This is a genomic window from Pseudomonas sp. B21-017, assembly GCF_024749245.1.
GTDB lineage: Bacteria > Pseudomonadota > Gammaproteobacteria > Pseudomonadales > Pseudomonadaceae > Aquipseudomonas.
Genome location: NZ_CP087194.1, coordinates 2,302,526 through 2,316,244, shown reverse-complemented (window position 1 = coordinate 2,316,244; position 13,719 = coordinate 2,302,526). Strand labels below are relative to the sequence as shown.

Here is a 13,719-nt window from a genome sequence, read left to right as displayed (position 1 = left end):
AGGCGCGAGTAAATTGCTATGTATCAACACCGGCCGGCGATACACAGCGATACAAAACCCCTGAAATCGGCTGTTTTTGCGTCCCCGTGTATCCGCCGACAGGCCAGATACACTGCAATACAAACCGCTGCGGGCGAGCGAGCCTTGACTCGGTAGACTGCGCGAAAACTCCTACTCAAGAGGCATGGCGACCATGGAACACGTCGATCACATTCTCATCGTGGACGATGACCGCGAGATCCGGGAACTGGTAGGCAATTACCTGAAGAAGAACGGCCTGCGCACCACCGTGGTGGCGGATGGACGGCAGATGCGCGCGTTTCTGGAGACCACGCCGGTGGACCTGATCGTGCTCGACATCATGATGCCGGGCGACGATGGCCTGCTGCTCTGCCGCGAGCTGCGTGCCGGCAAACACAAGGCCACGCCGGTGCTGATGCTCACCGCGCGCAACGATGAAACCGACCGCATCATCGGCCTGGAAATGGGCGCCGACGACTACCTGGTCAAACCGTTCGCCGCCCGTGAACTGCTCGCCCGGATCAACGCCGTGCTGCGCCGTACGCGGATGCTGCCGCCGAATCTGGTGATCACCGAAAGCGGTCGCCTGCTGGCGTTCGGTCGCTGGCGCCTGGACACCTCGGCCCGGCATCTGCTGGATCAGGACGGCACCATGGTCGCCCTCAGCGGCGCGGAATACCGTTTGCTGCGGGTGTTCCTCGATCATCCTCAGCGGGTGCTCAATCGCGACCAGTTGCTGAACCTGACTCAAGGTCGCGACGCCGACCTGTTTGACCGCTCCATCGATTTGCTGGTCAGCCGCTTGCGTCAGCGCCTGCTGGACGATGCCCGGGAACCGGCCTACATCAAGACCGTACGCAGCGAAGGCTATGTGTTTTCCCTGCCGGTGGAAGTGCTCGGTGCGCCGTCATGAACCTTGCGCTGCACTGGCCCCGCACGCTGGCCTCGCGGCTGTCGCTGATTTTCCTGATCGGCCTGATCCTCGCCCAGGCGCTGTCCTTTGGCGCGCAGTACTACGAGCGTTATGAAAGTGCGAAAAATACGATGTTGGGCAATCTGGAAACCGACGTTTCGACCTCCCTCGCCATCCTCGACCGCTTGCCTGCCAACGAACGAGCGAGCTGGCTGCAGCGCCTGGAACGCACCAACTATGGTTATCTGCTGAATGAAGGTTCGCCCGGCACACCGATGGCGCCCAGCGATGTGCCGATTGCAGTCCCCTCGATTCAGGACGCCATCGGCCATGAATATCCGCTGACTTTTACCGACATCCCCGGCCCGAAGAAACACTTCCAGGCCCATCTGAAACTGAAGGACGGCAGCCCCGTCACCATCGACGTGCGACCCGCGATGGTGCCTTTGTCCCCGTGGTTGCCGGCGGTATTGCTGGGACAACTGGCGCTGCTGATCGCCTGCACCTGGCTGGCCGTGAGAATCGCCATCCGCCCGCTCACCCGCCTCGCCCAAGCCGTGGAAACCCTCGACCCCAACACCCACGCCGTGCACCTCGACGAAAAAGGCCCGACCGAAGTCGCCTACGCCGCCAGGGCGTTCAATGCGATGCAAGCGCGTATCGCGGCGTATCTCAAGGAGCGCATGCAACTGTTGGCGGCGATTTCCCACGACCTGCAAACCCCGATCACGCGCATGAAACTGCGTGCCGAATTCATGGACGACTCCAGCGAAAAAGACAAACTGTGGAATGACCTCGGCGAGATGGAACACCTGGTGCGCGAAGGCGTGGCCTACGCCCGCAGCATCCATGGCGCCACCGAGGAAAGTCGCCGCACCGATCTGGATTCGTTCCTCGACAGCCTGGTGTTCGACTATCAGGACATGGGCAAAGACGTGCAGCTGGGCGGCAAAAGCGCCGCAGTCATCGACACCCGGCCCCATGCCTTGCGGCGAGTGCTGGTTAACCTGGTAGACAACGCGCTGAAATTCGCTGGCGCGGCTGAGTTGTGGGTGGAAACGAAGGCGGACGGCAGCTTGTCGGTGAAGGTCATGGACCGAGGGCCGGGGATTGCCGAAGAGCAATTGGCCCAGGTGATGCAGCCGTTCTACCGCGTGGAGAATTCGCGTAATCGCAGCACCGGCGGGACCGGGTTGGGGTTGGCGATTGCCCAGCAATTGGCGCTGGCGATTGGCGGGTCACTGACTCTGAGCAATCGCGTGGACGGAGGGTTGTGTGCGGAACTCAGGTTACCGAAGCCCCAATAAACACCACCCATCCAATGTAGGTGTGGTGTTTGGGGGATTGTGTGCAGTCAGGCCCTTGTGGCGAGGGAGCTTGCTCCCGCTGGGCTGCGCAGCAGCCCCAAAACCTACACCACGGATTAGCCAGACACACCGCAGAATTCGGTTTACGACTGCTGCGCAGCCGAACGGGAGCAAGCTCCCTCGCCACAAAAGCCACTCGACATTATTCCGAAGGCCGAGCCCACAACCGCCGTCCAATGACATCCAGCACATCGCAGCCATCGCGCAATGGAATGGCACAGAGCAAAGCAAAATCACTGAGAATGAAGGATTCGCACTCGACTGAACCGCGCATCGACATGTTCTCAAGCACCTGAGTGACTGCGCGAATTCGATAGCTGGCAGCGTCATACAAGACATCGATCGGCGCGTGGGTATCGACGAACAGGGTGGGCATGTCGGTGCAGTTGCCGGTGAGGGCCATGAAGCGGTTTTCGGGATGAGGGATTATTTTTTCGTAGGGTGGATCGGGTGTAAGCGTCTTCATCGATTTAAGTCCTAACGTATGGATTGAAGCCGCCAGAAATCACTTCCACGCGAATAGGTGGCGGCTGTACGCAGGTGTGGAAGACCGGGACGTTAGGCACCCGGCGCACTCGAAAGCGCCCCGCGCACAGCCACCATGAAACACGATAAAAAACGCCGAACTGGTGGCGCTTGATGCGCCTAACGATAGAAGGGCTTCCACGCCCTGTCACTGAATTTGCAGTGACCTCCCAAAGACTATCGATGAGGCGCGCTGCGCACCAGTTCATGGAAACCGCTACAACTTGAAGGAAACTTCCGACGACTTTGCCCAGAAATTTCGCAGCAATTTTCCATCAAGGACGATCCAGCCGACTAGCCAATCTGTTGGCGATATGGAGCAACCACGACTCGCCTGATTCCCACGCATTCCAGTAGCAGTAGTAACAGCTCAGTTCTTTCAATAGGTAATCCCTTAACACCAGCTCATCTTTCCGCTGATCAAGCAGTGTGTTGAGTTCATGCTGGACTACCATCAGATCCTCGGGATCGGAGTCAGCTAAAAAAGCATCAATCACTTGCTCAGCCGTATCATGTTCGACCGTCCAATCTTGATGGAAGTACGCTCCAAAAAAGTCGTGTAACTCGGGAAATTCTTTGTTCATATCTCTGGAAACCCTGTCAGCAAAAAATATCCCTCAGGACGTCGGGCGTCTTTTATCAATACCAACAATACTTTCGAGGCTGGCACATAGTCGGTACTACCGTTAGGCAAACTGATTCCTACTGGCAGGTCGAATTGATGCGTAATGGTCGTCTTGCTCTTTTTACTTTTAAGGAACTTGTCGATCCGTTTTTTGTTTTCAGATAGCGCCCTCGCGACAGCCGACTCAGCAATAGCTCGATCAGGGAATGTTGAAGCGGCAGGGATAGTTGGCTCTGCTTCCAGTCTTTGTGCTAACTGCAAATCCGTTCTCCCGATATGCTTCGCAATAAGATGCCCTCCTTGGGCCTCGTGTGCTGCTAAACCACCACCCGGAACAATTTCGCTGAACGGCCCATCAGCCTCTATTTCTCCGGGACACGGTAGACATGCCAACCCCAACGGATCAACCCACCCCGTCGGATTCGGCGTGTATTGATACTGGTTCAGCCCACCGGCTAGCTTGATCGGATCCGGTGTCAGATACCGACCCACCTGCGGATCATAGTACCGATGCCGGTTGTAGTGCAGACCACTCTCGGCGTCGAAGTACTGCCCCTGAAACCGTAACGGTTGTTCAAGTTGCTCGCCCCCGCCGAACGTCTGGTGAGTGACTTCGCCGTAGGCGTTGTACTTCGCCGACCAGACAATCTCGCCACCGAAATCCGTCAGTTCCTGCGGTGTGCCTAGATGGTCAAGTTGGTAATAGAACGGGCAGGCCTTACGCGGGCCTTTGCCGTCGAGCATGGCCAACGGGCGGAAGCTGCCCGGCTCGTAGACGTAGCTGCGGTAGCGCTCTTTGCTGCTTTCGGCGACGACCTGATCACCCTGCCAGAAGAACTCGGTGGTTTTGCCTTCGACGGTTTTGGCGATGCGACGGCCGAAGGCGTCGTAGCGATAGCTCGCGCAACTTCCATCCGGCAACGTGACGCCAATCAGCCGATGCTGGCAGTCGTAGCGGTATTCGGTGACGAGTTTTTGCGCGGTGCCACGGCGTTCGCGGATCAGGTTGCCGAAGGCGTCGTAGTCGTAATGGCGGTCGCCTTGCATCAGCAGGCGATTGCCTTTGACGGTCGTCGGGCCGGGGCGGTCCTGCATCAGCAGGTTGCCGGCGGGGTCGTGGGCGAAGCTTTCCGGTGGGTCGTCGCGGGTGTGGCGGACGCGGGTCAGCCGGTTCAGCGGGTCGTACTGGTAACTGCGCTGGCCGTGGCGGGTGTCGGCGATGTGGTCGAGATTGCCGTTGAGGCTGTAGGCATAGTCGCGGCGGTACAGGCTTTTTTGCTGTTGACTGACGGCGTGGGCCTTTAGCCGGCCCTGTTCGTCGTAGGCATATTCGCTGAGCAGCAGGCCTTGCTGGCGCTGTAGTTCTCGACCGGATTTGTACGTGTGGTTTGTAAGACGTGTGCCATTAAGGTCGATAGCCGTCAGCGCACCACCCTTGGCGTGGTGGTAGTCGAGTTTGCTGCCGTCCGGCAGGCGCAGGCGGTTGAGCTGGCCGCAGGCGTCGTAGCCATAGCGCAGCGTTCCCCAGCCCTGATGCTCGGTGATCAGGCGGTCCTGTTGGTCGTACTCGAACTCCAGCGGGTGATCGTGACCGTCGTCGACGCTGACCAATCGGCCGAGGCTGTCGTAGCGGTATTCGACCTTGATGCCGTCGGGCAAGGTTTTGACTAACAGCCGTCCTTCCGCATCCCGCTCGTACCCGGTAACCAGCTGCGAGCCGTCATCGCCGAATTCGGTTTTCTCCAGCAGATGGCCGTTGAGGTCGTAGACGTAGGCGGTGCGGCGGCCGTCGAAACCGGTTTCCTGTCGGATCAAGCCGTTGGGTGTGTAGTCCAGCCGATAGTGTTCGCCGGATTCGTTTTCGATTTCCGTGAGCAGCAGCTGCGCATTGTCATAGCGGTACTGGAGCTGGGTGCCGTCGGGATTGATCCGGCGGCTGACCAGGTGCAGGTCGTCGACGTATTCATAGCGGGTGATGCGGCCCAGTTCATCGCGTTCGGCAGTGATCTTGCCGTAGGCGTTGTAGCTGAACCCACGGGTGGCGCCGGTCGGCAATGTCGCCTGGACCAGTCGGCCGACGGCATCCCATTGATACTGGGTGAGCGCACCGTGTTCGTCCTGACGAGTCGTCTGCCGTCCCAGCGCATCGTAGGAAAACGTTCGCTGCCCACCATCTGGCAGTGTTTCCTCAAGCAACTGACCCAAGGCATTCCAGACAAAGACATGCCGACTGGTGTCCGGGTAGCGGACCGACAACAGCCGGCCCTGAGGGTCGTAGTGGTAATGGGTGACGTGCCCGTCGGGATCGGTCGCTTCGGTGACATCGCCCTGAGCATTGCGCTGGTATTTCCACACCGCTTTGCCGCGATAGCGCGCGTGCAAGAAACCGTTGCGATACTCGTAGGACGTCGGTTCGTCCTCCGGCGGAATCAGCGCCACCAATCGTCCGACGTCGTCGTAGCGGTATTCAGTGACGGCCCCGAGTGGATCCTGCTCGGCCACCAACCGGCCCTGCTCGTCGTAGGCCTTGAGCTGTTCACCGCCATCCAGCCCAACCCGGCGCACCAGCCGCGCCCGGTCGTCGTGGACGTAAACCTCTTCACTGCCGTCGATGTTCAGGACCGTGACGCTGCCCGCATCATCCCAGACGTAGCGCGCATCCATCTGCGCAAACGACGCCCAGTGCCGCACGCAGCGCGCCGCCTTGCCGGACCTTTCCCACTCCCAGAAGAAACTCGCGCCACCGGCCAGTTGCCGCTGCAAAATTACGTGGTTGTCGTCGTAGTCGTAACGTTCGCTTTCGCCGGCGGCATTGCTCGCTTCGATCAGTTGATCGCGTTCGTCGTAGTGATAACTGACCAGCGTCTGCTCGGTATACCAGGCCTCGGCGAGGGTCTGCGCCGGGCGGAAACACTGGTAGTCGACGGCGATCAGGTGGGCGCAGTCGTAACGCAACAGCAAGGCGCGGCCGGCGCCGTTGTCGAGGCGCTGAATGCGCTCCTGGCGGTCGCGGGTGATGCGCAGGCGGTTGTCGTAGGCGTCGCTGATCGCCGTCAGCCGACCCTGGTGAAAGTGGTAGAACCGCGTGTCGTCGCCGGCCTGGGCGAGGATCAGTTCTTCAGGGGCATCGCCGAGATAAATCGCCGCGCGCGACAGGCTGTTGTGGATCGCCGGGCGTTCGCTGCTCGGCAGCGGGAAAGTGGTGCGGCGGTTTTCGTGGTCGATCCAGATGACCTGGTCGCCGTCGATCTCCAGTCGATGGGCGAGCGAATGGCTCCAGCCAAAGCCGAGGCCGCAGTCGATCTCGGCGGCGCTGGTGCGATAGAGTCGGGTGAAGTCGAACGGCAGGATGCCGTCCAGCGCACCGTCGGTGAGGGTCAGCAGTTCTTCGCCGGTGACCATCGACACTGGGCAGCCATTTTTGCAGGTCGACGGTGCACAGGTGGCGCTGTCGCCGTTGGGGTTTTTCGCCTGATCCGGGGAGTCGTCGTGGTGTTCGTTTTTTTTCAGTGTGGTGTTGCGTTTGGCATCCCAGCGCAGTTGCATCCGGCCTTTTTTCAGGCCCGCCGCAATGCCACGGGCGGCGACTTTTTTGTAGCGGTCGACATAGCCGATGAAGTTATTGATGATCGTGAAAATCGCCTTCACGAGACGCACAACGGCACTGATCAACTGCGCAGCTCGATCAGCCAAACGCATCGTCAGATAGGCGATGCCGGCGCCCGCCCCGGCGAACGTCAGGACGAGGCCAATCAGGATATCGATCAGCAGCTGCACCACCACCATCGACACCGCTTCGGCGGTTTTGCCGGCAATTTCGCTGGGTGGCAGCATGTCCAGCCAGAGGCTGGCGCAGCGCACCAGCAGAAACAGCGCCGCTTCGTCACTGACTAGCAACTGGGCTTTTTCCATGACATCCGGTGCGGCTTTGGCGAGCTTCTCCAGCTCTGCGGCGCTTTCGCCCAACCGCTCTCCAAACTTCGCCGGATCCTTGAGAATGTCCGAAAGCAGGCCAATGCCGTCCCATACTCCTTCAATTGCCGCCCAACTTCCCGCGAGCATTCCATTGCCTACAGCAACCGAAGACGATTCCGACCACTTCGGTTTGAACGTCTGCCATTCATCACGCAGCCAGCTGTCGAGCTCCTTCGTCAGGCCGTCGTACGAGGAAAACAGCTCATTTACCTGATCCGGGGTGACTTCGTTGTGAACATGAACGCGGTAGAACTTGCCGGGTGTACCGGTGAACTCTCCCTTGCCACGTTCATTGAGCGTCACAGGCGTCGACTTACCGCCATCCACCGCAATGACATCGACCTGAATATTCCCCAACGGAACATCGTAAACCGACTCAAACTTGCTCTCGATCTGCAGAATTCCGCCGTCGGGACACTGCGCAACGCTGGAGAAAAAATCGTCATCGCTGCTGCTGACGGACTTACTGGTATCGCCCAGTTTGATTTTGCGTTCCATGTCCATCAGCGACGGCAAATCAGCGGCACGGCTGGCCATGTCCGCCGTTTGGTTGAACCAATGCTTAAGCTGTTTGCGGTAGAGCGTCAGGGAGTCCGGAAAACGGTCTAGCTCCTGCTCGATACGGGCGATGTGCTCCATCAACGCACCGGAAAGTAGGCAGTGACGGGAGAAAAGGAGTCGAACATAAGCAATCCCTTGCGCAGAAAATTAGGCGCGGGGACTTTGCGGGGGATCAATCAGAAATGAAGTCAGGAAAGGTAGAAATGGATGTAGGGCGATTCGCTGATTAGCAGCGACTAAAGGCCGCTATGCCGATTACCCCCTCCCCATGCATCTGCCGCAACAACGCCAACCCACTATCGATAAAAGCCTGCGACCCCGCCGTCCCAGCCTCCACCGCCAGCCCTTCCAGTTGCGACCGGCCATCGAGTTGAGGAAATTCCCCGATCCGCTGCAACAATCGCCACGCCAACGGGCTCAGTTCGGAGAAGTGCACACTCCAGTCCTCGGCCCGACGCACCAACAGCAACGTCGGCTGAGTCGGTGGCACTTGCGGCCGATAATCCGGCCCCACTTTTTGCACCGGCCAGCCATAGGCCAACGGCCAGGCCAGTGGCGAAACCTGCAACGGTAGATCCAGCAGCAGCCCTGCATCGCTGGCGGCTAGCGGCTCGGCGTCGGATTGTTGCAGGGCCATTTCGACCCATTCGTAATGCGCCAGTTCGACCATGAACGGTGGCCATGGCCCATCGTTCAGCGCCAGCGGAATCGATGCGAGGAACTCGACAAACTCCCGGGCGATCTCGCCGAATTTTGGCGTGTGAGCGCGGTAGTCCCGCAGGAAGATTCGCACCAGAGAACGCCAGTCACTGTCCCCCAGTATTCTCACCAACACCGGAAAGGTGCCGCTGAGCAACGACGACAGGTTCGAGAACACCAGATCGCGATAAACCTGCGCCCGTGCCACGTCCATCCCGGCGGGTGGAGCACAGTGCTCAGGGTCGCGCAGGTAGCGAGTCAAGGTGTCTTGCTGCTGATACAGCGTCGGTTTATCCACGGTCCGCCTCCTCCTGCAGTCGGCGGATGGTCTGCAACTCGCTCACCAGTTCAGAGAACGCCGGGTAATTGAAGTCCCGTTCAAGCAGCGTCGGCTGTACGCCGAACCGCGCATACGCTTCGGCCAGCAAAGCCCAGACCACCGGTTTGACCGAGGCGCCGTGGGTGTCGATTTTCAGGGTGTCGGATTCGTCGAAATGCCCCGCCACATGCATTGCGACTACCCGCCCCGTGTCGATGCCCGCCAGAAACGTCTGCGGATCAGAACCGTGATTGATCGAGTTGACGTAGACATTGTTGACGTCCAGCAGCAGGTCGCAATCGGCTTCGCGCAGCACTGCGTTGGTGAACGTCAATTCGTCCATGTCCTGCTGCGGCGCGGCGTAGTAGGAGACGTTTTCCACCGCCAGACGCCGACCGAGAATGTCCTGTGCCTGACGAATTCGGGCGGCAACGTGATGCACCGCTTCCTCGGTAAACGGCAACGGCAGCAGATCGTAAAGATGCCCGTCATCGCTGCAGTAGCTCAGGTGTTCGCTGTACAGCGGCACCTTGTAGTGATCGAGGAAAACCCGCACTTCCCGCAGAAACCCGACGTCCAGCGGCGCCGATCCGCCCAGCGACAAGGACAAGCCGTGACAGGACAACGGATAACACTCGGCCAGGGCACGAAACGCCGCGCCATGCGCGCCGCCGATGCCAATCCAGTTTTCCGGCGCGACTTCCAGAAAATCGAAAGCGCCCGCCGGGGCCGCTTGCAGGTCCTTCATCAAACCGCGGCGCAAGCCTAGCCCGACGGTCGCCTGCGCAGATGTAAGGGGAATTTGCATGGTGTCGATCTCATCCTGGGATCCGGTCTCCAGCGCCTGAAAATCAGTGCCGGCCGGCAGGCCCAGTCAAGCGCCTCGGTGTGTCGGGTCTGTGTGCGCAAACACCCCTCTTCTCAGCGCACTGTATCGGACAGGCAGCCAGATACAGAGGGATACACGAACTAGACTTGTTGATTACCCCCCGCGGGGGGAGCCAGGACGCGGTTATCGTCCTGTTCATTCCCACGATCACCGCCCACAGGCGCATGCCTCGACAAACAATGCCTGCGGGCCGTGATCCTGCTGAAGGAGCACACAAGATGGACGAGGCCAGACTCAATGATTTCATGGGCAAACTGGTGAGCGACATGGGGGGCGCGGCGATGCTCGCCAACGTCATCCTCGGCGAAGAACTCGGCCTGTACCGGGCCATGGCCGACAGTCAGCCAGTCACCCCCGAAGCACTCGCCGAGAAGACCGGCTGCAACACTCGCCTGTTGCGTGAATGGCTCAGCGCCCACGCCGCCTCCGGTTACATGGAACACCGCGACGGCCAGTTCCGCCTGCCCGAAGAGCAAGCCCTGGCGCTGGCGATCGAAGACTCACCGGTTTATGTAGCCGGCGGTATGGCGGTGGTTGCGTCGTTTTTCCATGACAAGGACAAACTGGTCAACGCCATGCGCGGCAACGGCGCCCTGCCCTGGGGCGATCACCATCCGTGCATGTTCAGCGGCACCGAGCGGTTCTTCCGCCCAGGCTACAAGGCGCATCTGGTCAGCGAGTGGCTGCCGGCGCTCGACGGGGTGGTCGCCAAACTGGAAGCCGGCGCGAAAGTGGCGGACATCGGCTGCGGCCACGGCGCCTCGACCGTGATCATGGCCCAGGCTTTCCCCGAGTCGCGGTTCGTCGGTTTCGATTACCACGCGCCTTCGATCACCGTCGCCACCCAGCGCGCCGAAGAAGGTGGCGTGTCCGGTCGGGCGCGGTTCTTCCAGGGCACCGCCAAGAGCTATCCGGGCGACGACTATGACCTGATTTGCTATTTCGATTGCCTGCACGACATGGGTGACCCGGTCGGTGCCGCAAAGCATGCCTATGAATCGCTCAAACCCGACGGCACGGTGCTGCTGGTTGAGCCCTTCGCCAACGACACGCTTGACGAGAACACCAACCCGGTGGGACGGCTGTTCTACGCCGCCTCGACCTTTATCTGCACACCCAACTCGCTGTCCCAGGAGGTCGGCCTCGGGCTCGGTGCCCAGGCAGGCGAGGCACGGTTGCGCAAGGTCTTCACCGAGGCGGGGTTCACCCAGTTCCGGCGAGCCACGGAAACGCCGTTCAACCTGATTCTGGAGGCGCGTAAATAAGGGTAGGCGCATCACCCAGGCAGGCTAAACCCACCCTGTCGGGGTGTGCTTTTGTGGCGAGGGGGCTTGCCCCCTCGCCACAGTCCATTTCAACAGGTGACCGTGATCAGCTCAGACGCTCGCCAAGGTTTTCGGCCTTGAGAATATCGAACAACGCCTGCGCCGCCGCCGACAGTTCTTGCCCCGTCGTCAGTACCCCGATCGCCCGTTCCACCACCGGGTCGCGCAGGGTGATGCAACGCGCGCCCAGCTCGCGCATCTGCCCGGCGCACAACGCTGGCACCGCGCTCACGCCCAGTCCGCTGGCCACCATCCGCCCGACCGTTGCCAACTGATGACTTTCAAACTCCACCGGCAATTTCATGCCCCGCGCCTGCAAGTGCTCTTCGAGCATCACCCGCACCGTGGACGGTCGCTGCAAGGTAATGAACGGTTCCTTGAGCAAGGTCTGCCAATCGATATCGCCCAGTTCCGCCAGCGGTGAATCAAGCGGCACCACCGCCACAAACCGGTCGATGTACAACGGGGTAAATTGCAGCGACGAACTCTGGGTCGGCTCAAACGCCACGCCCAACTCCACCTGACGGTCGCGGACCATTTCCAGCACCTGCTCGTTGATCACGTCGTTCACCGTGACGTTGACGTTGGGATGACGCGCGCGGAAGGTCTTGAGGATCGGCGGCAGCAGGTTGCCGGCAAACGATGGCATCGCCGCGAGCGTCACGCGGCCACGCTGAAGGGTGAAGCGTTGGCGCAGTTCATCCTCGGCATTGTCCCAGTCCGCGATCAGCCGACGGGCCAGTGGCAGCAGCGATTCACCCTCGGCGGTCAGTGCGACGTTGCGGGTATTGCGGGTGAACAGGCGCCCGCCCAGGCCCTCCTCCAGCGCCTTGATGGTCAGGCTCAACGCCGACTGGGACAGGTGCAATCGCTCGCAAGCCACGGCAAAGCTCAAACTCTGGGCCACGGCCAGGAAGGCGCGGATCTGTTTAACGGTCATGGCCACTGTCTCCAACGTAGCGCGCACTCATTGGTGAGTTTTATCTATCAATCAACCTTAAAAATCAACTTAACAAATAAATCCTGTGGCGAGACACTCCCTCCCCATCCGGCTAGCCAGCCGCCCACAAAGAATAAAAGAGGTGCATATGGCAGGGTTCGACAAGCGCGTGTATTCCTATGAGGAAGCGATGGCCGGTCTTGAAGACGGCATGACCGTGATCTCCGGCGGCTTCGGCCTGTGCGGGATTCCGGAAAACCTCATCGCCGAGATCCAGCACCGGGGCACCCGTGACCTCACCGTGGTCTCCAACAACTGCGGCGTCGATGGGTTCGGTCTCGGCGTGCTGCTGGTGGACCGGCAGATCCGCAAAGTGGTGGCCTCCTACGTCGGCGAGAACAAACTGTTCGAAGACCAACTGCTTAAAGGCGAAATAGAAGTCGTCCTGACCCCCCAAGGCACCCTCGCCGAGAAAATGCGCGCAGGCGGCGCCGGCATCCCGGCGTTCTTCACCGCCACCGGCGTCGGCACTCCAGTCGCTGAAGGCAAGGAAGTGCGCGAATTCAAGGGCCGCCAGTACCTGATGGAAGAATCCATCACCGGTGACTTCGCCATCGTCAAAGGCTGGAAAGCCGACCATTTCGGTAACGTGGTCTATCGCCACACCGCCCAGAACTTCAACCCGCTGGCCGCCACCGCCGGCAAGATCACCGTGGTCGAAGTCGAAGAAATCGTCGAACCCGGCGAGCTGGACCCGTCGCAGATCCACACCCCTGGCATCTACGTCGACCGGGTCATTTGCGGCACGTTCGAAAAGCGCATCGAACAGCGCACCGTGCGTAAGTGATCCCCTGCCCCCGGACCGAATGAAGGAATAACAACAATGGCACTTTCCCGCGAACAAATGGCTCAGCGCGTCGCCCGCGAAATGCAGGACGGCTACTACGTGAACCTCGGCATCGGCATTCCGACCCTGGTCGCCAACTACATCCCCGAAGGCATGGAAGTCATGCTGCAATCGGAAAACGGCCTGCTCGGCATGGGCGCCTTTCCGACCGATGCCGAAGTCGACGCCGACATGATCAACGCCGGCAAGCAAACCGTGACCGCGCGTATCGGCGCGTCGATTTTCTCCTCCGCCGAATCGTTCGCGATGATCCGCGGCGGCCACATTGACCTGACCGTGCTCGGCGCGTTCGAAGTGGACGTCGAAGGCAACATCGCCTCCTGGATGATCCCCGGCAAACTGGTCAAGGGCATGGGCGGCGCGATGGACCTGGTGGCCGGTGCGGACAACATCATCGTCACCATGACCCACGCCTCCAAGGACGGTGAGTCGAAACTGCTGCCCCGCTGCAGCCTGCCGCTGACCGGCGCCGGTTGCATCAAACGCGTACTGACTGACCTGGCCTACTTGGAAATCCACAACGGTGCGTTCATCCTCAAGGAACGCGCACCAGGCGTGAGCGTTGAGGAAATCGTCGCCAAGACCGCCGGCAAACTGATCGTGCCTGACCACGTCCCGGAAATGCAGTTCGCTGCCCAGTGAGGAATCCGTCC

Annotated in this window: 11 protein-coding genes; 5 read left to right on the top strand and 6 right to left on the bottom strand. The window is 60.4% G+C overall.

Translation table 11 applies throughout. The annotated features are described in order from the left end of the window. Positions 1 to 193: 193 nt before the first annotated feature. Positions 194 to 934, top strand: coding sequence for a response regulator (locus tag LOY28_RS10495; RefSeq protein WP_026286577.1), 741 nt, complete (start codon positions 194 to 196; stop codon positions 932 to 934). After that, positions 931 to 2,241, top strand: coding sequence for an ATP-binding protein (locus LOY28_RS10490; RefSeq protein WP_138867212.1), 1,311 nt, complete (start codon positions 931 to 933; stop codon positions 2,239 to 2,241). The genes LOY28_RS10495 and LOY28_RS10490 overlap by 4 nt, the downstream gene beginning before the upstream one ends. A 202-nt stretch (positions 2,242 to 2,443) precedes the next feature. Here the strand turns inward: LOY28_RS10490 and LOY28_RS10485 are convergent, their stop codons facing one another. The 5 genes from LOY28_RS10485 to LOY28_RS10465 all read right to left on the bottom strand — a co-directional run bounded on the left by LOY28_RS10485 (position 2,444) and on the right by LOY28_RS10465 (position 9,813). Then, positions 2,444 to 2,767 (bottom strand): hypothetical protein, encoded by a 324-nt coding sequence (locus LOY28_RS10485; protein WP_258613650.1) that lies wholly within the window; start codon positions 2,765 to 2,767, stop codon positions 2,444 to 2,446. Positions 2,768 to 3,101: 334 nt separating this feature from the next. Then, positions 3,102 to 3,410, bottom strand: a complete 309-nt coding sequence (locus LOY28_RS10480) for a contact-dependent growth inhibition system immunity protein (protein ID WP_019582712.1) — start codon at positions 3,408 to 3,410, stop codon at positions 3,102 to 3,104. After that, on the bottom strand, positions 3,407 to 8,065 hold the full coding sequence (locus LOY28_RS10475) for an RHS repeat protein (RefSeq protein WP_258613645.1): 4,659 nt from the start codon (positions 8,063 to 8,065) through the stop codon (positions 3,407 to 3,409). The genes LOY28_RS10480 and LOY28_RS10475 overlap by 4 nt, the downstream gene beginning before the upstream one ends. A 148-nt stretch (positions 8,066 to 8,213) precedes the next feature. After that, complete coding sequence (locus LOY28_RS10470) at positions 8,214 to 8,984, bottom strand: DUF2063 domain-containing protein (protein ID WP_258613644.1); 771 nt, start codon at positions 8,982 to 8,984, stop codon at positions 8,214 to 8,216. Beyond that, positions 8,977 to 9,813 (bottom strand): DUF692 domain-containing protein, encoded by an 837-nt coding sequence (locus tag LOY28_RS10465; RefSeq protein ID WP_258613643.1) that lies wholly within the window; start codon positions 9,811 to 9,813, stop codon positions 8,977 to 8,979. Before LOY28_RS10465 ends, LOY28_RS10470 begins: the two co-directional genes overlap by 8 nt. A 299-nt stretch (positions 9,814 to 10,112) precedes the next feature. Between LOY28_RS10465 and LOY28_RS10460 the strand changes: the two genes are divergently transcribed. After that, a complete protein-coding gene (locus LOY28_RS10460) occupies positions 10,113 to 11,159 on the top strand; it encodes a class I SAM-dependent methyltransferase (RefSeq protein WP_258613641.1) in 1,047 nt (348 codons plus the stop codon). A 106-nt stretch (positions 11,160 to 11,265) separates the two neighbouring features. Here the strand turns inward: LOY28_RS10460 and LOY28_RS10455 are convergent, their stop codons facing one another. Next, positions 11,266 to 12,159 carry a LysR family transcriptional regulator gene (locus LOY28_RS10455; protein WP_258613639.1) on the bottom strand — a complete coding sequence of 298 codons (894 nt, stop codon included), beginning with the start codon at positions 12,157 to 12,159 and terminating at the stop codon, positions 11,266 to 11,268. Positions 12,160 to 12,307: 148 nt separating this feature from the next. Between LOY28_RS10455 and LOY28_RS10450 the strand changes: the two genes are divergently transcribed. Both LOY28_RS10450 and LOY28_RS10445 read left to right on the top strand, forming a co-directional pair. After that, positions 12,308 to 13,006 (top strand): CoA transferase subunit A, encoded by a 699-nt coding sequence (locus tag LOY28_RS10450; protein ID WP_018928063.1) that lies wholly within the window; start codon positions 12,308 to 12,310, stop codon positions 13,004 to 13,006. Between the two features lie 36 nt (positions 13,007 to 13,042). Further along, a complete protein-coding gene (locus LOY28_RS10445) occupies positions 13,043 to 13,708 on the top strand; it encodes a CoA transferase subunit B (RefSeq protein ID WP_018928064.1) in 666 nt (221 codons plus the stop codon). The last annotated feature ends 11 nt before the right edge of the window (positions 13,709 to 13,719 follow it).

Excerpts from the sequence above, each read along its gene's own strand:
- LOY28_RS10460 (WP_258613641.1), top strand. The coding sequence starts at position 10,113 with ATGGACGAGGCCAGACTCAATGATTTCATGGGCAAACTGGTGAGCGAC.
- LOY28_RS10485 (WP_258613650.1), bottom strand. The coding sequence starts at position 2,767 with ATGAAGACGCTTACACCCGATCCACCCTACGAAAAAATAATCCCTCAT.
- LOY28_RS10495 (WP_026286577.1), top strand. The coding sequence starts at position 194 with ATGGAACACGTCGATCACATTCTCATCGTGGACGATGACCGCGAGATC.
- LOY28_RS10450 (WP_018928063.1), top strand. The coding sequence starts at position 12,308 with ATGGCAGGGTTCGACAAGCGCGTGTATTCCTATGAGGAAGCGATGGCC.
- LOY28_RS10475 (WP_258613645.1), bottom strand. The coding sequence starts at position 8,065 with ATGGAGCACATCGCCCGTATCGAGCAGGAGCTAGACCGTTTTCCGGAC.
- LOY28_RS10455 (WP_258613639.1), bottom strand. The coding sequence starts at position 12,159 with ATGACCGTTAAACAGATCCGCGCCTTCCTGGCCGTGGCCCAGAGTTTG.
- LOY28_RS10465 (WP_258613643.1), bottom strand. The coding sequence starts at position 9,813 with ATGCAAATTCCCCTTACATCTGCGCAGGCGACCGTCGGGCTAGGCTTG.
- LOY28_RS10445 (WP_018928064.1), top strand. The coding sequence starts at position 13,043 with ATGGCACTTTCCCGCGAACAAATGGCTCAGCGCGTCGCCCGCGAAATG.
- LOY28_RS10480 (WP_019582712.1), bottom strand. The coding sequence starts at position 3,410 with ATGAACAAAGAATTTCCCGAGTTACACGACTTTTTTGGAGCGTACTTC.
- LOY28_RS10490 (WP_138867212.1), top strand. The coding sequence starts at position 931 with ATGAACCTTGCGCTGCACTGGCCCCGCACGCTGGCCTCGCGGCTGTCG.